Origin of the sequence: Eleftheria terrae (assembly GCF_030419005.1) — a bacterium.
Lineage (GTDB): Bacteria > Pseudomonadota > Gammaproteobacteria > Burkholderiales > Burkholderiaceae_C > Caldimonas > Caldimonas terrae.
Map to the genome: position 1 here is coordinate 5,265,754 of NZ_CP106951.1, position 19,967 is coordinate 5,285,720.

Here is a 19,967-nt window from a genome sequence, read left to right on the forward strand (position 1 = left end):
GGGAGCGTCCGGCTCCCCAGTGCCGGCGGCGGCGCCGGGGGGGCGAAAGAAACTAGACGCACAACGGGGCCTATTTCGCCGGCAAGGCCCCGTTTTCATTTGACTTATCATCCCCCTTAACACCCAGCTCCCTCCGAGACCATGCCCGAGAAAAAAGGCTCCTCCAGCGAGAAAGTTCTCTACTGCTCCTTTTGCGGCAAGAGCCAGCACGAGGTGAAGAAACTGATCGCCGGCCCGTCGGTGTTCATTTGCGACGAATGCATCGACCTGTGCAACGACATCATCCGCGACGAAGTCCCGGCTGAAGGCGGCGACGCCAAGGCGTCGCGTGGCGACCTGCCGGTGCCCTCCGAGATCAAGGGCATCCTGGACCAGTACGTGATCGGCCAGGACGCGGCCAAGCGCACGCTGTCGGTCGCGGTCTACAACCATTACAAGCGCCTGAAGCACATGGGCGGCGCCGGCAAGAAGGAGGATGTCGAGCTCGCCAAGAGCAACATCCTGCTGATCGGCCCCACCGGCTCGGGCAAGACCCTGCTGGCGCAGACGCTGGCCCGGCTGCTCAACGTCCCCTTCGTGATCGCCGACGCGACCACGCTGACCGAGGCCGGCTATGTCGGCGAGGACGTCGAGAACATCATCCAGAAGTTGCTGCAGAACTGCAATTACGACGTCGAAAAGGCGCAGCGCGGCATCGTCTACATCGATGAGATCGACAAGATCTCCCGCAAGGCCGACAACCCCTCCATCACCCGCGACGTGTCGGGCGAGGGCGTGCAGCAGGCCCTGCTGAAGCTGGTGGAAGGCACGATGGCCTCGGTGCCCCCGCAGGGCGGGCGCAAGCACCCGAACCAGGACTTCCTGCAGATCGACACGACCAACATCCTGTTCATCTGTGGCGGTGCCTTCGACGGTCTCGAAAAGGTCATCCAGAACCGTTCCGAGAAGTCGGGCATCGGCTTCGGCGCTACTGTCAAGACCAAGGCCGAGCGCAGCATCTCCGAGGTGTTCCGCGAGGTCGAGCCGGAAGACCTGATCAAGTTCGGCCTGATCCCCGAGCTGGTCGGCCGCCTGCCGGTGGTTGCCACGCTGGGCGAGCTCACCGAGGACGCGCTGATCCAGATCCTCACCGAGCCGAAAAATGCACTGGTGAAGCAGTACCAGAAGCTGTTCGGCATGGACGGCGTGGAGCTGGAGATCCGGCCGTCGGCCCTGGCCTCGATTTCGCGCAAGGCGCTGGCCCGCAAGACGGGGGCACGCGGTTTGCGTTCCATCATGGAGCAGGCGCTGATCGACACGATGTTCGACCTGCCGGCGCTCGACGGCGTCGCCAAGGTGGTGGTGGACGAGCACACCATCGAAGAAAGCACCAAACCATTGCTCGTCTATCGCGAGCAGGCCAAGGCGAGTGCGTGAGAGCGGCCGCCCCTCGCGGGGCGGTTGTGCGAGCGAGTCTTGTAAACGAAGTCTCAGGCCTCAGATCGGGTCTGAGAAAGAGAGGTAGCGATGTCTGGACATCCCGTTTTGCCCCCTGATCCCATCGAACTGCCGCTGCTGCCGCTGCGCGACGTGGTGGTGTTCCCGCACATGGTGATCCCCTTGTTCGTGGGGCGTCCCAAATCCATCAAGGCGCTCGAATCGGCCATGGAAGCCGGCCGCCAGATCATGCTGGTGGCGCAGAAGGCCGCCGGCAAGGATGAGCCGAAGTCCGACGACATGTTCGAGGTCGGCTGCGTCTCCAGCATCCTGCAGATGCTCAAGCTGCCCGACGGCACCGTGAAGGTGCTGGTGGAAGGCCTGCAGCGGGCCAACACCCTGCGCATCGACGACAACGGCGAGCACTTCGTTGCCGAGGTCAAGCCGGTGCCGCCGGGTGCCGACACCTCGCCCGAGATCGAGGCGCTGCGCCGCGCCGTGACGCAGCAGTTCGACCAGTACGTCAAGCTCAACAAGAAGATCCCGCCCGAGATCCTTACCTCCATCGCCGGCATCGACGACGCCGGCCGGCTGGCCGACACCATCGCCGCCCACCTGCCGCTGAAGCTCGAAAGCAAGCAGGCGGTGCTGGACCTGTTCTCGGTATCCGAACGCCTGGAGCGCCTGCTGGAGCAGCTGGAGCACGAGGTCGACATCCTGCAGGTCGAGAAGCGCATCCGCGGCCGCGTCAAGCGCCAGATGGAGAAGAGCCAGCGCGAGTACTACCTGAACGAGCAGGTCAAGGCCATCCAGAAGGAACTGGGCGAAGGCGAGGAAGGTGCCGACCTCGAGGAACTCGAGAAGAAGATCGAGGCCGCCCGCATGCCCAAGGAAGCCCGCAAGAAGGCCGACAGCGAGCTGAAGAAGCTCAAGCTGATGTCGCCGATGTCGGCCGAGGCGACCGTGGTGCGCAACTACATCGACACCCTCGTCAACCTGCCCTGGGCCAAGAAGACCAAGATCAAGCACGATCTCGAGCATGCCGAGGAAGTGCTGAACGAGGACCACTACGGCCTCGAGAAGGTCAAGGACCGCATCCTCGAGTACCTCGCGGTGCAGCAGCGCGTCGACAAGGTCAAGGCACCGATCCTGTGCCTGGTGGGCCCTCCGGGGGTCGGCAAGACCTCGCTGGGCCAGTCGGTGGCGCGGGCCACCGGCCGCAAGTTCGTGCGCATGGCGCTCGGCGGCGTGCGTGACGAGGCCGAGATCCGCGGTCACCGGCGCACCTACATCGGCTCGATGCCGGGCAAGGTGCTGCAGAGCCTGACCAAGGTCGGCACGCGCAACCCGCTGTTCCTGCTGGACGAGATCGACAAGCTCGGCATGGACTTCCGGGGCGACCCCTCCAGCGCGCTGCTGGAAGTGCTCGACCCGGAGCAGAACCACACCTTCAGCGACCATTACATCGAGGTCGACTTCGACCTGTCGGACGTGATGTTCGTGGCCACCTCGAACTCGCTGAACATCCCGCCGGCGCTGCTGGACCGGATGGAAGTGATCCGCCTGTCCGGCTACACCGAGGACGAGAAGGTCAACATCGCCCAGCGCTACCTGCTGCCCAAGCAGATGAAGAACAACGGCGTGAAGGACGAGGAACTGGAAGTCACCGAGGCGGCGGTGCGCGGCATCATCCGCTACTACACCCGCGAGGCCGGCGTGCGTTCGCTGGAGCGTGAGGTCTCCAAGATCTGCCGCAAGGTGGTGAAGGGCCTGACGCTGAAGAAGTACGAAGGCCGGGTGCAGGTGACGGAAGAGAACCTGAACGACTTCCTGGGCGTGCGCCGCTACCAGTACGGCATGGCCGAGAAGGAAAACCAGGTCGGCCAGGTCGTGGGCCTGGCCTGGACGGAGGTAGGCGGCGACCTGCTGACCATCGAGTCGGCGGTGATGCCTGGCAAGGGCAACATCATCCGCACCGGCTCGCTGGGCGACGTGATGAAGGAATCGGTCGAAGCGGCCCGCTCGGTGGTGCGCAGCCGCGCCCGCCGCCTGGGCATCAAGGACGAGGCCTTCGAGAAGCGCGACATCCACATCCACGTGCCGGATGGAGCGACGCCGAAGGACGGCCCGAGCGCGGGCATTGCGATGACCACTGCCTTCGTGTCCGCACTCACCGGCATCCCGGTGCGGGCGAGCGTGGCCATGACGGGCGAGATCACCCTGCGGGGTGAGGTCACCGCCATCGGCGGCCTGAAGGAAAAGCTGCTGGCGGCCCACCGTGGCGGCATCAAGACGGTGCTGATCCCGGAGGAGAACGTCAAGGACCTGCAGGACATCCCGGAGAACGTGAAGGGCCAGCTCGAGATCGTGCCGGTGAAGTGGATCGACAAGGTGCTGGAAGTGGCCTTGGAAGCCATGCCGACGGCGCTGGTCGACGAAGAGCCGGCCAAGGTCGACCCGGCCGCCACGCCTGCGAAGGATGTGGCGACCGCCGACGCGACGACTTCGGACGTCCTGAAGCACTGAAGAAGAAATTTTCGAGGTGCTGCTTGCGCACCTCGAATCTTTCGGCATATACTGCGAGCTTCAGCGAAACGCAGAGATTGAACGACAAGTTCAAATCAAAGCAGAACGTTGAAGCTCTTGAGAGAGAGCGCTGAGGTTCTTGAAAAAGAATCACAAGCGATGCGGGAGTAGCTCAGTTGGTAGAGCGCAACCTTGCCAAGGTTGAGGTCGCGAGTTCGAGACTCGTCTCCCGCTCCAGAATCTCTAAAGGGAAGCGTCTGAGGATCCAGTGTCCTTGTTGCTTCCCTTTTCGTTGACAGGATTTCCTGTTCTGGCGAGAGTTGGCGCCGGGCCCTTGGCGGGGTAGCAAAGTGGTTATGCAGCGGCCTGCAAAGCCGTCCACGCCGGTTCGATTCCGGCCTCCGCCTCCAGGATTCCTTGGCGCTGAAAAGCGCCTGGCCAGCCTACCGATGGGAAGGCTGAAAAATGAAGACTCCACGCGGGAGTAGCTCAGTTGGTAGAGCGCAACCTTGCCAAGGTTGAGGTCGCGAGTTCGAGACTCGTCTCCCGCTCCAAATTGCAAACGGCCCCTCAGGGGCCGTTTTGCTTGAGTGCTGCCCATCTTCAGGCCTGACAGCGGCCGGATCGGGTTTCGGCAACCCTGCTGCGGGCGGGCCCGCCTGGCTGCCTCGATGTCGTGGCCGAGACGTCGCCCTGCCGCCTGCGACCGCCCTGCAAGACCGTCCGTCAAGGTGCCCCTGTTTCCTGGGGGCGTGCACCTCCTTGGCTGCTCTACGATGCACAGGCCTTCGTTCCTTCACACGCTCGAAAGGTAGGTCATGCACAACGGCACATGGAGCAGCGGCGACCAACGCGGCTTTAAGAAATTTCCAGGCGGCAACGCCGATTGTGGCCAGCATGCCGCCGGCGATATCGCCGGCGGCTACCAGGTCGGATCCATCGATCCGCACGGCGCCACGCCGGACCAGCCACCCGCCGTGCGAACGCCGGCGTCCTTCCACCACCTGCACGGGCTGATCGGCCCCCTGTTCCGCCAGCTCGCGGCGCCGCCGGCACATGCCCAGGCCGTCGCCTTCGTCGTCCCCCAGACGGGCGCCTTCCACTACGGCAGATTGCAGGCCGGCCCCCATGGCATCACGATCACCCAGACCGACGCGAACAAGCCGAACACGGGTGGCACCTTCATGAAGTTCGCTGCGAACCCCGGCGGCCAGGTGTCGCTCGACAACATGACGGGCCAGCGCGGCGTGCAGCCGATTGACACCTACCAGACACTGGCCGAATTCGTCGACTACTGCCACGCCAACTATGGGCAGGGCCTGTTCTTCTTCTGCAGGTTCGGCTGAGATCGGCTTGCGCCGCGCCGCCCGGCCATCGGGTGGCCAGGGCGCGGCGATGCAGCTGGCGTTCAAGATCGAGGCCATGCGGGCCGCAGATCTTCGCAGCGTGGCCGATCTCCTTGCGGTCCCGGCCATCGCCGCGGCCTACTACGGGCAACCGAGGACCCGGGCACACATTCTGGAGGAGCTGGAGCGGCAGGCGCACGCCTGCGGCGCACCGGCCATCCAGCTGGTGCGCCGCCCGGTCGACCAGGAGTCACTCGTCGCCGGCGCGGCGTGGGTGCGCGACGGCATCGTCAGCTATGTCGTCTCGCCGGGGTGTCAGCGGCAGGGCTGCGGCCTGCAACTGCTGCGCGCCGCGTGTCGGCTGGCGGGTGAGCAGGGCGGGCTCGGGCGGCTGCGAGCCTCGGTGTTGCGCGACAACCGGGCTTCGATCCGCTTGCTGGAGGGGGAGCGCTTCTGCTTTGTCGGGCTGTCCTACCGCAGCCACCGCGCCGGTGGCCGGCAGGTCGTGCTCGACTACCTGTGGCACGCCGCGCCGCCTTGCGTTGGATGAGGCCTCGCGGCCCTCATGCGCTCTCACGATCGCTTCCCCAACACGGGCCGCCCGGGCACCCGCAGGCGGCAAGCCGGGCCGGTGCTTCACCGCTGCCCGTCCGTGCCGTAGCAGGCCCGGCCACCCGCGCAGGCGGATGCAGGCACTGAAGGCCTGCATGAGCATCAGCAGCCGCGGCGGTGGCTACCCTGCTCAGGCCCCCACGCCGCAGGCCTGGATCATCAGTGCGGCGTTCAGGAAGGTGCTGTTCGAGGTCTTGACAACCTTGGACTTCGACAGGATCAGCAAGTCCACGATCGCGTCGATCACGCTGACGGCACTGCGGTTGACGTTGCAGGCATAGACCCGGCCGCTCTGGTCGGCGGTGGTGGTGGTCCAGTCGCCGTCCACCAGCTTCTCCACGTGGGCGCGCTTGTGGTGGATGGCCACGTTGGGCAGGGTGGCGAAGCGCTCCTCCACGCCCTTGTCGTCGGAGCAGACGAAGAAGCGGCGGTCCGGGCACTTGCCAATCAGGTCGAACAGGTTGTTGTCGTCCGCCCCGTTGGCGCCGAAGTCGGTCTTGCGGATCTGCACGCCGAAGAACTCGCCGCCGCCAGCCTGTTCACGCACGAAGTCGTCGGCCCGCGCGAGGATCTCCGGGCGGAAGCGCAGCGCACGCACCTGGCGGCGCACCGCTTGGGCGTCCATGCAGGGCGGCACCAGGGCGGTGTAATAGAACACGTCCTTGTCGCTGCCGCGCACATAGGCCAGCAGTTCGGCGAAGGCGGGGAACAGCACCGGCGACTGGTTGGGCACGCCCATGCGCAGGTGGTCTTCCACCATCAGGTGGTGCTGCTGGTCCTTCTCGGCGACGAAGGTGGTCAGCTCGCGCCGCACCACGGTGTGGGCGGTGGGCTCGAAGATGTCCTCGAAGGCGGCGCCGCACCAGTTGTTGGTCGGCCAGACGATGATGGGGTTGAGGTCGGCCGCCTCGGCCAGCACCAGCCCCGAAAGCACCGCGTTGTACCGGTTGCCGAAGCCGCCGTCGCAATAGATGTAGATCGATCGCATGATGATGTCAGTGCCTCGCGCCGGGCCTCAGAAGGGGTTCATCACGATGTCGGGCACCACCGGGCAGTTGGGACGGTCCAGCGGGCCGGGGATGGGGTCGGACGAGTAGGTCGGGAAGTGGTCCAGGTCCTTGCGCAGGTAGCTCAGCTCCAGCACCTTGGGGATGGGCACGCCCTCGACCAGCACCACGCTCTGGTAGTTGTTGGCATGCAGGTGCACCGGCATGTGGTGCATGCCCAGCTTCTCGAAGGTGCGGCGCACGCGGTCGAAGAACACCGGGTCGCCCAGGCGCTCGAAGTCGTGCACCTCGCAGGCGATCACGTCGAAGAAGGCCAGGTGCTCCGGCTTGGCTGTCTCCAGCACCTCGTACTCGCCCCCCTCGATGTCAAACTTCAGCAGCGCACGTTTCGGGTTGAGCGCGAGCAGCCGGGCGAAGATGTCGTCGAAGCTCAGCAGGTTGCCCTCGGTGACCCGGCCCCAGCCCAGCTTGGCGAAGATGAAGTTGGGGTGCTGCTGCGGCGTGCCGTCCACGGTGTGGTCGAACTGCAGGATCTTGGCGCCGCGCTCGGCCAGCGCGTAGTCCAGGCTGACGTCCGGGCCCACGCCAATGGAGACCACCGCGTCGCAGTTGAGCACCTGAGCCGGCATCACATAGCCGCCGTCATAGGCGTTGCCCAGGCGCACCTTGGTGCTGCCGCGCATGGCCCACGGCTTGATCATCTTCACCAGGTTGAGCACGTCGTTCTGGACAGGCTTGTTCGTCGGGTTCACGTTGGGGCTCCAGGAAACAGGGCGGGGGACATCGAAGAAGGGGTGGCAGCGGCGCTCAATCGACGAGCGCGCGCAGCGCCTGTGCCGCACGGGCCCAGGTCATGTCTTGCATCAGCGCGGCACGGGCCTGCGCGAAGGTGGCCGGGGCGATGGCCTCGCGCCGGGCGAAGCGGTCCATCGCGTCGACCAGCGAGGCCAGCCGCGGCTCGCGATAGCGGGCCACGCTGCCGGAGGCGCGGTCGTCGCGGCTGCCGGCATCACTCTCGACCCGCAGGGCCACGCCGGGGCGGCAGAAGTCGTCGGTCGCGCCACCGTCGGTCACCACTGCCGGCGTGCCGCAGGCAATGGCTTCCAGCACCGGCAGGTTGAAGCCTTCGGCACGGTAGGGCGACACATAGCAGTCGGCCACGCCGTACAGCAGCCGCAGCTCGGCCTGGCTGAGGTTGACGCTGACCACCTGGATGGCGCCCAGCGTCTCTGCGGTGAACAGTGCGGGATGGCTGGTGCACAGGTCCTTGAGCACCTGCTCCACCGAGATGCCATACAGGCCGCGCTGGTCCTTCAGGATCAGGCGGGCGCGGCGGCCCTGGCGGCGCAGCTCGGCAAAGGCCAGCAGCACCAGGTCGATGCCCTTGTTCCAGGTGGCCACGCCGAGGTTGAGGTAGACGGTCTCGTCCTCGCACAGGCCCAGGTTGGCCCGGTTGGTGGCACGTTCCTCGGCGCTCAGCGGGTGGAAGGTGTCCTCGTAGACGCCATGAGTCACCACGCGGATGTGCCCGGGGTCGAAGCCCCAGTCCACCAGGCGGTCGCGCGACCAGTGGGTGGGCGTCACGATGAGGTTGCCATCGCGGGTGAAGGCTTCGGCGTGCGCGCTGCCGGGCTCGAAGCTCTTGGCCGACAGGCCCAGCTCGGTGACCATGAAGGTCAGCGTCTTCACGGCGCTGGCCGGCTCGGCCCGGAAGGGCGAGCTGATGCGGTAGATGCAGTCCACCCGCTCGCCGGCGGCCGGCTCGCGCAGCGCTGCGATGGCGGCGCTGTCGGCGGCCGAGAAGCCGGCGGCATGGGTCTTGGCATTCCAGTGCGGCATGGCGAACGGCAGGTCGCGGTGGAACAGGCGCACACCGCCGAGCTTCTGCAGCTCCAGGATCTGGCATTGGTTGACCAGCGCGAACGAGTGGTTCACGCCACGCCAGCCTTCGATCAGCAGATGCTTGTGGGAGGTATCCATCGTGCGCGGTGCCGGTTCAGAACGCGTTCAGGCAGAGGTCGATGCGGCCGGGGATGTTGGGGCGATCGAAGGGGCCGGGGATGGGATCGGTCGACAGGCCGGGGAACTGGTCGAGGTCCTTGCGCAGCCAGGCCACCTCGAGCAGCAGCGGAATGGGCACGCCCTGCACCAGCACCACGCCCAGCGCGTTGTTGGCATGCAGGTGCACCGGCACATGGCTCGCGTTGAGCTTCTCGAAGGCGCGCAGGGCCTGCTGGTAGAAGCCGCGGTCGTGCAGCTTCTCGAAGCCGTGGAACTCGCAGGCCACCACGTCGAAGGCCGCCAGGTGCTCGGGGCGGATGGCGTCCAGCACCGCGTACTCGCCGCCCTCGATGTCGAACTTGAGCATGGCGCGCTTCGGGTTCAGCGCCTGCAGGTGGGCGAACATGTCGTCGAAGCCGAGGAAGTCGCCCTCGGTGCGCACGCCCCAGCCCTTCTTGTGGAAGATGAAGTTGGGGTGCTCCTGCGGCAGGCCGGGCACCGTGTGGTCGTACTGCAGCACCTTGGCGCCGCGCTCGGCCAGCACCAGGTCGAAGCTGACGTCGGGGCCCACGCCCACCGAGACGATGGCATCGCAGTTCAGCACCTGCGCCGGCAGCACGTAGCCGCCGTCGTAGTCGTTGCCGATGCGCACCTTGGTCGAACCCCGCATGGTCCAGGGACGGATCATCTTGATGAGGTTGAGCACCTCGTGCTGGGTCGGCGCGGCTGCCATGTCCATGGGGGCGGTCTCTCTTCGGTTCGCTGGGGGAGGGGCGCAGAAGCTGCGCTGCGGGATGACAGGCAGTGTCGCCCGCGCACCCGTCCTGCAGTCGAAGGAAAAGCCGCCTCCGGGGGCCGCAAATCGCGGCTTGGCCGGGCCGCCTCAGCGGGCGGCCGGCAGCAGCCAGCCGGCCAGGCCCTGGCCGGCCGAGCGCAGCTGGGCGCTGGCCAGGAAGGCGTCGTGCAGGGCGTTGACGTAGGCCACGCGCAGGCCGTAGTACTCGCTCTCGGCCGACATCACGTCGAACAGCGAGCGGCGGCCGAGCTGCGACCATTGCTCGATCGTGAAATCGCGCACGCGGTCGCTGTCCTGCAGCACCTCGGCGTACTGCCGGGCGCGGGCGAAGGCGGCGCTGGCCGCCTCGTACAGCTCGCGCACGCGGGCCAGCCGGGTGGCGCGCAGCTCGGCCTGCTGCAGGCGCGCCGCCTCGGCGCGCTTGAGCGCCGCGCTCTCGGCGGCGCCGCCGGCACCGCCGTCGAACAGCGTGTAGTTCAGCGCCACGCCGGCCTGCCAGGCGGCGTTGTCGCGGTCGCTGCCGGCGGTCTGGCTGCGGCTGACGGTCCAGCTCAGCTGCGGCCGGCGTGCCGCGGCCACCGCCTGGGCGTACTGCCGCGCGGCGTCCGCCTGCAGGCCCAGCTGGCGCAGCTCCTGGCTGGCTTCGGCCTGGCGGGTCACCTCGTCGAGCGCCGGCAGGCCGTAGAAAGCCTGCGCAATGTCCTCGCCCGCCGGCAGCCGCTCGCCCAGCAGCTTGCGCAGGCGCTCCTCGGCCTGCCGCACCTGGGTGGCGACGGCCTCCACCGAGATGGCCGCCTGCGCCTGCGTCTTGCGGGCCTGCACCAGTTCGCTGGCGCGGCCACGGTCGACCGTGACGATCTCCTGCAGTGCGCCGGACAGGCAGCTCATCTTGCCGACGTACTGCGCATAGATCTGCGCCTGCAGCAGCAGCCGGTTGCGCTCCAGCGCGCTGCCGACTGCCTCCATCAGCACCTGCTCGCGCAGGGCGCCGCTGCCCAGGGCGGCGGCGTCGGCCAGCCGCTCGCGCCAGGCTGCCAGGTAGCGCTGCCGGCCGCCGTCGTAGAGCGGGGCGCTCAGGCTCAGCGACAGGCTGGCCTGCGACTGCCCCTGCGAGGGCAGGCCGCTGCTGTGCGCGCCCACCTGCAGTGCCGCGGCACCCAGGTTGAGCTGCGGGCCGCCGGTGGCGCGGGTTTCGTCCAGATCGGCGCGTGCCGCCTGGGCCGACAGGCCAGCCGCGGCGAGCGCCTGGCTCTGCTGCTCGGCCAGGCGCGCCAGGGCCTGCAGCTGCCCCAGCGCCGGCCGGGTGTCGGGTGCGGCGGACAGTGCGGGCAGGGCCGAGTCGCGGATGCCAGTGCAGGGCGCGCTGCTCGCGGCCGCCGGCCAGAGGCCGGCCAGGGCGGCGCACAGCAGCCAGGGGCGGCCGGCGCCCGCGTGGCGGGCGAAGAAGGACTGCAGGCTCACGCTCATCGCTCCCGGAAGGCTTCCTGCGACTTCAGCACCGGCAGCAGCAGGAAGTCGAGCACGCTGCGCTCGCCGGTGCGGATCTCCACCGTGGCCGTCATGCCGGGCAGCACCGGCAGCGGTTGGCCATGGGTGCGCAGCGCCGTGACGTCTGCCCGCACCACGGCGCGGTAATAGCTGGCGTCGGCGCTGCTGGCGTGGCCATCTTCGCCCAGCACGCCGGGGCTGAGCTGCTCGATGGTGCCCTTCAGGCCGCCGTAGCTGTAGTAGTCGTAGGCACTGAGCTTGACCTCGGCCGGCAGGCCGACCCGCACGAAGCCGATGTCGGCCGGCTTGATGCGGGCCTCCACCAGCACGCCGCGCTCGACCGGCACGATCTCCAGGATGGTGGCGCCGCCCGGCACCACGCCGCCCAGCGTGCCGAGCTTGATGTTCTTGACCAGCCCGCGCACCGGCGAGGTGAGCGTGGTGCGGCGCAGCACGTCCTGCTTGACCACCATCTGCTCATCGAGCTGGGCCAGCTCGGTCTGGGCGCGCAGCAGCTCGGTGCTGGCGTCCTGCCGATAGCGGTTCTGGCGTTCCTGGATCTGCAGCTCCAGGTCGTTGCCCTGGCGGCGCAGCCGCAGGATCTCGACCTCCGACAGCAGGCCCTTGGCGGCCAGCTTCTCGCTCATCTCCAGCTCGTGGCGCGACAGCGCCAGGCTGCGGCGGCTCACGCCCACCGCCTCGTCCAGCGCCTGGCGGCGTGCCGAATAGGTGGCCATTTCGTTCTTCACCAGGCCCGGCACCGCCTGCACCTCGGCCGGGAAGGACGGCGTGCGGCCGGCGGCCTCGGCGCTCAGCCGGGCGATGCTGGCCTTGAGGGCCAGCAGCTTGGCGCGGCCTTCGTTCTGCTGCGCTTCCACCCGGGTCGGGTCCAGCCGCAGCAGCGCTTGTCCGGGCTCGACCAGCTGGCCTTCGCGCACCATCATCTCGCCGAGGATGCCGCCCTCCAGGCTGGCAATCACCTGCTCGCGGCCGACCGGCACCACCCGGCCCTCGGCCTTGGTGATGCGGTCCACGCGGGCCAGCGCGGCCCAGCCGAAGGCGCTGGCCACCGCCAGCAGCATCAGCACCAGCGCCCAGGAGGCCCGCGGGGTCGATTCGGTCACCTCGGACTGCCTGAGCCCGCTGAGGAAGGCCTCGTCGCCATGGAAGTAGCGCCCGGTGGGCGCGCTGCGCGCGTTCATGCCGCCACCTTTTCCATCGCGGCCGCCGCGGCGGCCGCCTCGTTCTGCGGCGCGGCAGCCGGGGCGGTGGCCGGCGCCTGGCCCGACAGCAGCGCCAGCACCTGCGCCTTCGGCCCGTCGGCCAGGATGCGCCCGGCCTCGACCACCACCACCCGGTCGACCAGGCTCAGCAGGGCGGGGCGGTGGGTCACCACCACCAGGGTGCGCCGGCCGATGGCGGTGCGCAGGTGGTGGATGAAGGCGGCCTCGGCCTGCGCATCCATCGAGCTGGTGGGCTCGTCGAGCAGCAGCACCTGCGGCTGCGTCACCAGGCAGCGCGCCAGGGCCACCAGCTGGCGCTGGCCGCCGGACAGCAGCCCGCCCATCTCGCCCACCGGCAGGTCGAAGCCCATCGGGTGGGCCGCGGCGATCTTGTCCAGCCCGGTCAGGCGGGTCACGGCCACGAACTGCTCGGCGTCGGCATGCGGCCGGCCCATGAGGATGTTGTCCTTCAGCGTGCCCTGGAACAGGCGCGGCTCCTGCGAGACGAAGCCCACCTGGGCACGGAAGTCGGCCGGGTCGATCTGGCGCAGGTCCAGTCCGTCGGCCTCGGCCAGGCCCTCGGTGGGCTGGTAGAGGCCGCCCAGCAGCCGCAGCAGGGTGGACTTGCCACTGCCGATCTTGCCCAGCACGGCCACCCGCTCGCCCGGCTGGATCACCAGGTTCACGCCCTTCAGCACGGTGGGCGCATGCGCGCGCGAGCCCTTGGGATAGGCGAACTGCACGCCGTGCAGGCCCAGCCGGCCGTCCAGCTGCGGGCGGGGCAGGTAGCGCTTGCCCGGCTCGCGCTCGGTGGGCCAGGCCATCAGTTCGTTGAGCGAGCGCAGCGCGGCCCGTGCGCCCTGGTAGCGGGAGGCCAGGCTGACCACGCTGCCCAGCGGTGCGATGGCGCGGGTGCCGAACATCACGGCGGCGATCAGCGCGCCGCCGGTGAGCTGCTGCTCGGCGATCAGGTGCACGCCCCACACCAGCATGGCCAGCGTGACGAGCTGCTGCGACACCATGGCCACGTTGTTGACCCAGCTGGAGAGCGCGCGCGCCTGCAGCGCGGTGTGCGAGGCAGCGGCGTTGGCCTGCTCGAAGCGCTGCATGAAGTGGCCCTGGGCACCAGCGGCGCGCAGGTCTTCCAGGCCTTCGACGGCCTCGATCAGCACGCCGTGCTGGTCGGCATGCTGCTTCAGGTTGGCACTGATGTAGCGGCGCAGCACGCTCTGCACGCCCCACGACAGGCCGAGCACGATGGGGATGGCCAGCACCAGCACCAGCGCCAGCGGGCCGGCCACCAGCCAGGTCATGCCGACGAACAGGGCGATGAAGGGCAGGTCGGTCAGCGCCGAGATGGTGGCCGAGGCGGAGAAGTCGCGCACCACCTCGATCTGCGTCACATGGTGGGCGAAGGCGCCGGCCGACTCCGGCCGGTGCTCCAGCCGCAGGCCCAGGGTCTGGCGGAACAGCGCGGTGCCGAGCGCCACGTCGGCCTTCTTGCCGGCCAGGTCGATCAGGTAGCTGCGCAGCTGCCGCGCGGCCAGGTCGAACACCACCGCCAGCAGCGCGCCGCCGGCCAGCGCCCACAGCGTGACGAAGGCCTGGTGCGGAATGACGCGGTCATACACGACCGAGGTGAACAGCCCGGTGGCCAGCATCAGCACATTGCTGAGCAGCGCCGCCAGCATGGCGGAGCGGTAGTAGGGCAGGAAGCGCCTGAGCGTGCCCCACAGCCAGTGCGCGGCAGGGCCCTGGGCCTCGTGCTCGCCAGCGACGCCGGTGGGCTTGAGCGAGGCCAGCAGCGCGTGGCCGGCGTACTCGGCCTGCAGCTCGTCCTCGGTCACCTCGCGCGGCGCTTCGCCGCTGGCGGGCAGCAGCACTTCATAGCGGGCGGCGTCGCGCCGCCGCGTGGCGGGCAGGCGGCGCAGCACCAGCACCGCCTCGCCATTGTTCATCAGCAGCACCGCCGGCATCAGCAGCGACAGCAGCTGCGGCAGCGGGCGCTCGACCAGGCCGGCGTTGAAGCCGGCGTCGCGCAGCAGCTGTACCGCCTGGTCGGGCCGCAGGCGGCCGTCCAGCGCGAGGCCGGCCAGCAGCGACTGGGGCGTGCGCTCCAGGCCATGGCGGCGGCACAGCCAGACCAGGGCCTGCAGCAACGAGTCGGCGGCGGCGGAAGCGGGGGCGTGTGACAAGGCGGGGTCCTGCGGTTCAGCCGGTGACGAGGCCGGCGAGCGTGTCTTCCAAGTCTTTCACGAGGCCCGGCACGTCAAACAGCGGAGAAGCGGCCGAATGCTCGGCCAGATAGCGCTTGTAGGAGGCGATGCGCAGCGGCTGGCGGCCCAGCTCGACGGCGCGCCGCTCGTACTCGGCCAGGCTGGTCGTCACCAGGTCGGGCAGGCCCACGTTCTCCAGCAGGCTGCCGGCCATGCGCGAGATGAAGGTGCGGCCCGACAGGGTCAGGATGGGCGTTCCCATCCACAGCACGTCGCTGGCGGTGGTGCCGGCGTTGTAGGGGAAGGTGTCGAGGAAGAGGTCGGCCAGCTTGAAGCGGGCCAGGTACTCGGCCGGCGAGACGCGCGGCGCGAAGATCAGCCGCTCGCGCGCGATGCCGCGGGCCTCGGCCCGCTGCACCAGGTTCTGCTCGGCCCAGCGGTTGTCGGCCAGCAGCCAGAGCACGCTGCGCGGCACCTGCGACAGCACGCGCAGCCAGGTGTCGAACAGCTCCTCGGTGAACTTGAAGTTGTTGTTGAAGGAGCAGTAGACGAAGGCGTCCTCCGGCAGGCCGTAGGTGGCGCGCTGTGGCGTGGGCGCCACTTCGCGCTTGCGGTCGCTGACCTGGTAGCAGCGCGGCACGTAGAGCGGCTTCTCGGTCATGTAGGGCGTGAGCGCCTCCGGCACCACGTAGCGGTCGCACAGCACATGGTCCACGCCGGGCAGTGCCGAGGTGCCGGGAAAGCCCAGGTAGGACACCTGCGCCGGTGCCGGCCGCAGCGCCAGGATGCCGGGGCGGGCACCGGAGGTCAGGCCGTGCAGGTCGACCAGGATGTCGATGTCATGGGCACGGATCAGCTCGGCCGCGGCGCGGTCGTCGAGGTGGCCGATGCGGATGTGGTGGTCCATTGCCGCGAGCAGGCGCTGGCGCAGCGCCGAGCCGTCCTCGCGGGTCCAGCAGAAGCCGTAGACCTCGAAGCGGCTGCGATCGTGCAGCTCGAACAGCTCGGCGGTGAGCAGCCCCACCGCGTGCAGGCAGAGGTCGGACGACAGGTAGCCAATGCGGATGCGGCCCGGCCGGCGCTGTGCCCGGGGCGGCAGCGGCGCGCCGGCGGCCGGCACCCGGTCGGCCACGAACTGCTTGGCGGCCAGCAGCTGCAGCGCCGGGTCGTCCGAGGCGCTCAGCATGGCCAGCGGCGAGGTGGCCATCAGCAGCTGGTGGCGGCTCACGCCCTCGGGCGTCCGGTCGACCGGCCAGGCGCACTGCTTCTGGCGGATGTGCACATAGTGCTGCAGCACCTTGGGCTGGTCGCTGCGCACGGCCAGGCTCTGCTCCATGCAGGCCTGGGCTTCGTCGTAGCGCTTGTGGGCTTCAAGCGCGCGGGCCAGGTTGTTGAGCGCGTGCAGGCGCAGTTCCTCATCGGCCGGCGGTGCGGCGTCCAGCAGGGCGAGCACGGTGCGCCATTCGGCCAGCGCTTCCTCGATGCGGCCCAGGTGCTCCAGCTGGTGGCCCAGGTTCAGGTGGGCTTGAACGAAGTCGGGCTTGAGCTGCAGGGCCTGGCGGTAGGCCTGCTCGGCGTCGGCATGGCGGTTGAGCGCGCCGAGCACGGTGCCCCAGTTGAAGCAGGCGACGAAGCGGTGCGGCGAGTCGGTGTGAGCGAGCCAGGCCTCATAGAGCGCCAGCGCGGCGTCGAGCCGGCCTTGCTGGCCGAGGGCGGTGGCGCTGTCCAGCAGCTGCGCAAGCGGCATGCGGCCCTGGGCGGCCTGTGCCAGGGCGGCGTGCAGCGTGGCGTCCACAGGGGCCGCGGCGGAGGTCTGGACTGCGGAATCTTTCACGGTCATCGCTGGAGGTCCTTGGCGGGGCAGGCCCCGCGGTCAAGCAGGCGGGCAGCGACGCGGCAGCGGCGAGCCCTCCCGGCATGCTAGGGCGGGCGCGGCCGGCGGGTGGGCCGAAAAGCGGCGGGTTTCGCGGCTATTTGCAGGGAGAGTGAAGCCGCGCTCACAACGCACGGCAGGCCCGCGGACGGTGAGATGCGCCTCCTTATGCCCTACAGAGGTGCATAAGCACATGCACATAAGTTAGTTCACTGATTCCGGGGTAAACCCTAGAGTCACGGCCTTTCCGCTTCCCAAGGCGCAGAGGCGCCCCGCCTGTGATTCGTATCGAGAACCTGAGCAAGACCTTCCAGACGCCAGCAGCCCCGGTGACGGTGCTCAAGGACGTCAACCTCTCCATTGCAGAGGGCGAGGTCTTCGGCATCATCGGGCGCTCCGGCGCCGGCAAGAGCACCCTGGTGCGCACCCTCAACCTGCTGGAGCGGCCCACCGCCGGCCACGTCCACATCGACGGCGAAGACATCACCGCGTTCGACGCGACGCGGCTGCAGGGCCTGCGCCAGCGCGTCGGCATGGTGTTCCAGCATTTCAACCTGCTCAGCGCCAAGACGGTGGCCGAGAACCTGCGCTTCCCGCTGAAGCTCGCCGGCGTGCATGACAAGGCCGCGATGGACGCACGGGTCGACGAGCTGCTGCAGCTGGTCGGCCTCGGCGAGCATCGCAACAAGTACCCGGCCCAGCTGTCGGGTGGGCAGAAACAGCGGGTCGGCATTGCCCGCGCGCTGGCCAACCACCCCAAGGTGCTGTTGTGCGACGAAGCCACCTCGGCGCTCGACCCCGAGACCACCCAGTCCATCCTGCGCCTGTTGCTGGACATCAACCGCAAGCTGGGCCTGACCATCGTGCTGATCACGCATGAGATGGACGTGATCCGCACCGTCTGCGACCGCGTCGCGGTGCTCGAGCGCGGCGAGGTGGTGGAGGTGGGCGACGTGGCCGATGTCTTCCTGTTTCCCAAGCACCCGGTGACCCGGCTGCTGGTGAGCGAGTCGGGCGCGGCGGTGGACCTCAGGGACATTGCCGATGAACTGCCCGGCCATGCGGCCGGCACCCTGTGGCGGCTGACCCTGCTGGACGACACCGCGACGCGCCCGGTGCTCAGCGACATCGCCATCGAATCGGGCCTGCGGCTGAACGTGCTGCGCGGCTCCATCGGGCACATCAAGGGCCGGCCCTACGGCCAGATCGTGGTGGGCCTGCCCGATGCGGCCACCGGCGACACGCTGCGCTCGGCGCTGCAGCGGCACGAGATCCGCCATGAGGTGCTGGCATGAACTTCGACGGCATCTTCTGGCCCGAAATCGCGGAGGCCAGCCTCGACACCCTGACGATGAGCGGCGTCTCGCTGCTGTTCACCGTGCTGCTGGGCCTGCCGCTGGGCGTGCTGCTGTTCCTGACCGCACCAGGGCAGTTGCTGGCGCGGCCGGTGCTCTACACGCTGCTGTCGCTGGTAGTGAACCTGCTGCGCTCGCTGCCCTTCGTGATCCTGCTGATCGTCATGCTGCCAGTCACGGTCTGGGTCACCGGCACCTCCATCGGCGTGCCGGGTGCCATCCCGCCGCTGGTGGCGGCTGCCACGCCCTTCTTCGCCCGGCTGGTGGAGAACGTGCTGCGCGAGGTGGACCACGGTGTCATCGAGGCCTGCCAGGCGATGGGCGCGCGCACCCGCCAGATCGTGCTGGGCGGCCTGCTGCCTGAGGCGCTGCCCGGGCTGCTGGCGGCCGTCACGGTGACCGCCATTGCGCTGATCTCGTACTCCGCCATGTCGGGGGCGATCGGCGGCGGCGGCCTGGGCGACCTGGCGATCCGCTATGGCTACCAGCGCTTCCAGACCGACGTGATGGTGGTGACGGTCGTGCTGCTGGTGCTGCTGGTGCAGCTGGTGCAGTGGGCCGGCGACCACCTGGTGCGCAGGTACACCCGCAAGTAGGCACGCCGGGCCGAGCCGTCGACCACGCCCTCACTCACTCACTCACGCACAAGCTCTCTCACTTGCACCACAAAGGAAATCCCATGTCCAAGCTGCTCTCCCTCCTGACCGCCGGTGTGCTCGCCGTCGCGGCCGCGGCCGCCCAGGCCGATACCCTCACCATCGCGGCCAGCCCGGTGCCGCATGCCGAGATCCTCGAATTCGTGAAGCCGCGCCTGGCCAAGGAAGGTGTGGACCTGCAGGTCAAGGTCTTCGACGACTACATCCAGCCCAATGTGCAGGTGAGCGAGAAGCGCCTGGATGGCAACTTCTTCCAGCACAAGCCCTACCTCGACGAATACAACAAGAGCAAGGGCACGAACCTGGTGCTGCTGACGCCGGTGCACATCGAGCCCTTCGGCGCCTATTCGCGCAAGTACAAGTCGGCCGCCGAGCTGCCGCAGGGCGCCACCATCGCAGTGCCCAACAACCCGGCCAATACCGGCCGCGCCCTGCTGCTGCTGGCCGGGCTGGGGCTGATCAAGCTGAAGGACCCGTCCAACATCCTGGCCACCGAGCGTGACATCGTCGAGAACCCCAAGAAGCTGAAGATCCGCCAGCTCGATGCCGCCGCCCTGCCGCGCGTGCTGGACCAGGTGGATGCCGCCATCATCAACACCAACTACGCCCTGCAGGCCAAGCTGGTGCCGACGCGTGACGCCATCTTCTTCGAGACCGGCAAGTCGTACTACGCCAATGCGCTGGTGACCCGTCCTGACAACCAGAGCGCGGCGGCCGTCAAGAAGCTGTCGGCGGCCTTGAACTCGCCCGAAGTGAAGAAGTTCATCGAGGACAAGTACAAGGGCGCGGTGGTACCGGCCTTCTGATCCGGCACGATCGCAGCCGACCTGACCCGACCCGACCCGGCCCCGCCGGCCTGCGCAGTGCGCAGCCGGCGGGGTTTTTCTTTTGCCCAGGCGGGGCGCGCTGCGCGAAGCCCGCCTGGCGAGGTCGGGCTTGGGCGGGTGCCGGCCGCGGGCCTGGCACGCTGTGAGAAAGTTCACGCCAGCCCGCCTTCGGGCGGCGTTGCATCCCACGAGCAGGAAAGGCACCACGATGGCGACTTTGTACGAGAGGCTGGGCGGCCCGGCCGCGGTGGACGCGGCGGTGGACCGCTTTTATGACCGGGTGCTGGCCGACGACCGCATCCGGCATTTCTTCGACGGCATCGACATGGCGCGCCAGCGCCAGCACCAGAAGGCCTTCCTGACCTATGCCTTCGGCGGCGCCGGCAGCTACAGCGGTGGCGGCATGCGCGCCTCGCACGCGCCGCTGGTGGCGCGTGGCCTCAACGACACGCACTTCGACGCGGTGGTGGAAGACCTCGCCGCCACGCTGCGCGAGATGGGCGTGGCCGAGGACCTCGTCGAAGAAGTGGCCCTCGTCACCGAGACGGTGCGCGACGACATCCTCGGCCGCTGACCGCGCGCCGGCCCGGCGGCCCGCAGCGCCTGCGACTGGCCTGCACGATCC

At 68.8% G+C, this 19,967-nt stretch carries 16 protein-coding genes and 3 tRNA genes; 11 read left to right on the forward strand and 8 right to left on the reverse strand.

From position 1 onward, the window contains the following. The first annotated feature begins 141 nt into the window (after window positions 1-141). The 7 genes from clpX to N7L95_RS23715 all read left to right on the forward strand — a co-directional run bounded on the left by clpX (window position 142) and on the right by N7L95_RS23715 (window position 5,838). Window positions 142-1,416 (forward strand): ATP-dependent Clp protease ATP-binding subunit ClpX, encoded by a 1,275-nt coding sequence (clpX, locus tag N7L95_RS23685; protein WP_301257697.1) that lies wholly within the window; start codon window positions 142-144, stop codon window positions 1,414-1,416. A gap of 90 nt (window positions 1,417-1,506) precedes the next feature. Then, window positions 1,507-3,942, forward strand: a complete 2,436-nt coding sequence (lon, locus tag N7L95_RS23690) for an endopeptidase La (protein ID WP_301257698.1) — start codon at window positions 1,507-1,509, stop codon at window positions 3,940-3,942. 161 nt (window positions 3,943-4,103) lie between these two features. Next, window positions 4,104-4,179, forward strand: a tRNA-Gly gene (locus N7L95_RS23695). A gap of 99 nt (window positions 4,180-4,278) precedes the next feature. Further along, a tRNA-Cys gene (locus N7L95_RS23700) sits at window positions 4,279-4,352 on the forward strand. A 68-nt stretch (window positions 4,353-4,420) separates the two neighbouring features. Next, a tRNA-Gly gene (locus tag N7L95_RS23705) sits at window positions 4,421-4,496 on the forward strand. A 264-nt stretch (window positions 4,497-4,760) separates the two neighbouring features. After that, window positions 4,761-5,288, forward strand: coding sequence for a hypothetical protein (locus tag N7L95_RS23710; protein ID WP_301257699.1), 528 nt, complete (start codon window positions 4,761-4,763; stop codon window positions 5,286-5,288). Window positions 5,289-5,337: 49 nt separating this feature from the next. Then, window positions 5,338-5,838, forward strand: coding sequence for a GNAT family N-acetyltransferase (locus N7L95_RS23715; RefSeq protein WP_301257700.1), 501 nt, complete (start codon window positions 5,338-5,340; stop codon window positions 5,836-5,838). A 192-nt stretch (window positions 5,839-6,030) separates the two neighbouring features. Here the strand turns inward: N7L95_RS23715 and N7L95_RS23720 are convergent, their stop codons facing one another. The 8 genes from N7L95_RS23720 to N7L95_RS23755 form a co-directional block, all read right to left on the reverse strand. Further along, window positions 6,031-6,888 carry an O-fucosyltransferase family protein gene (locus tag N7L95_RS23720; protein ID WP_301257701.1) on the reverse strand — a complete coding sequence of 286 codons (858 nt, stop codon included), beginning with the start codon at window positions 6,886-6,888 and terminating at the stop codon, window positions 6,031-6,033. A 27-nt stretch (window positions 6,889-6,915) separates the two neighbouring features. Further along, window positions 6,916-7,659, reverse strand: coding sequence for an FkbM family methyltransferase (locus tag N7L95_RS23725; RefSeq protein ID WP_301257702.1), 744 nt, complete (start codon window positions 7,657-7,659; stop codon window positions 6,916-6,918). 55 nt (window positions 7,660-7,714) lie between these two features. After that, window positions 7,715-8,887: a glycosyltransferase gene (locus N7L95_RS23730; protein WP_301257703.1), complete on the reverse strand. Its 1,173-nt coding sequence runs from the start codon at window positions 8,885-8,887 to the stop codon at window positions 7,715-7,717. A 16-nt stretch (window positions 8,888-8,903) separates the two neighbouring features. Continuing rightward, window positions 8,904-9,647, reverse strand: a complete 744-nt coding sequence (locus N7L95_RS23735) for a hypothetical protein (protein WP_301257704.1) — start codon at window positions 9,645-9,647, stop codon at window positions 8,904-8,906. A gap of 144 nt (window positions 9,648-9,791) precedes the next feature. Beyond that, the gene (locus N7L95_RS23740) at window positions 9,792-11,165 is read right to left on the reverse strand and encodes a TolC family protein (RefSeq protein ID WP_301257705.1); all 1,374 of its coding nucleotides are present in this window, start codon (window positions 11,163-11,165) and stop codon (window positions 9,792-9,794) included. Window positions 11,166-11,167: 2 nt separating this feature from the next. Next, on the reverse strand, window positions 11,168-12,394 hold the full coding sequence (locus N7L95_RS23745) for a beta-barrel domain-containing protein (protein ID WP_301257706.1): 1,227 nt from the start codon (window positions 12,392-12,394) through the stop codon (window positions 11,168-11,170). Continuing rightward, window positions 12,391-14,610 (reverse strand): type I secretion system permease/ATPase, encoded by a 2,220-nt coding sequence (locus N7L95_RS23750; protein ID WP_301257707.1) that lies wholly within the window; start codon window positions 14,608-14,610, stop codon window positions 12,391-12,393. The genes N7L95_RS23745 and N7L95_RS23750 overlap by 4 nt, the downstream gene beginning before the upstream one ends. 16 nt (window positions 14,611-14,626) lie before the next feature. Continuing rightward, window positions 14,627-16,471 (reverse strand): O-linked N-acetylglucosamine transferase, SPINDLY family protein, encoded by a 1,845-nt coding sequence (locus N7L95_RS23755; protein ID WP_301257708.1) that lies wholly within the window; start codon window positions 16,469-16,471, stop codon window positions 14,627-14,629. A 311-nt stretch (window positions 16,472-16,782) separates the two neighbouring features. Between N7L95_RS23755 and N7L95_RS23760 the strand changes: the two genes are divergently transcribed. The 4 genes from N7L95_RS23760 to N7L95_RS23775 all read left to right on the forward strand — a co-directional run bounded on the left by N7L95_RS23760 (window position 16,783) and on the right by N7L95_RS23775 (window position 19,916). Next, window positions 16,783-17,799 (forward strand): methionine ABC transporter ATP-binding protein, encoded by a 1,017-nt coding sequence (locus N7L95_RS23760; protein ID WP_301257709.1) that lies wholly within the window; start codon window positions 16,783-16,785, stop codon window positions 17,797-17,799. Then, window positions 17,796-18,455, forward strand: a complete 660-nt coding sequence (locus tag N7L95_RS23765; protein WP_301257710.1) for a methionine ABC transporter permease — start codon at window positions 17,796-17,798, stop codon at window positions 18,453-18,455. The genes N7L95_RS23760 and N7L95_RS23765 overlap by 4 nt, the downstream gene beginning before the upstream one ends. Before the next feature lie 83 nt (window positions 18,456-18,538). Beyond that, entirely contained in the window at window positions 18,539-19,321 is a 783-nt protein-coding gene (locus N7L95_RS23770; RefSeq protein ID WP_301257711.1) for a MetQ/NlpA family ABC transporter substrate-binding protein, read from the forward strand. Window positions 19,322-19,550: 229 nt separating this feature from the next. Then, window positions 19,551-19,916 carry a group I truncated hemoglobin gene (locus N7L95_RS23775; protein ID WP_301257712.1) on the forward strand — a complete coding sequence of 122 codons (366 nt, stop codon included), beginning with the start codon at window positions 19,551-19,553 and terminating at the stop codon, window positions 19,914-19,916. Window positions 19,917-19,967 lie beyond the last annotated feature (51 nt).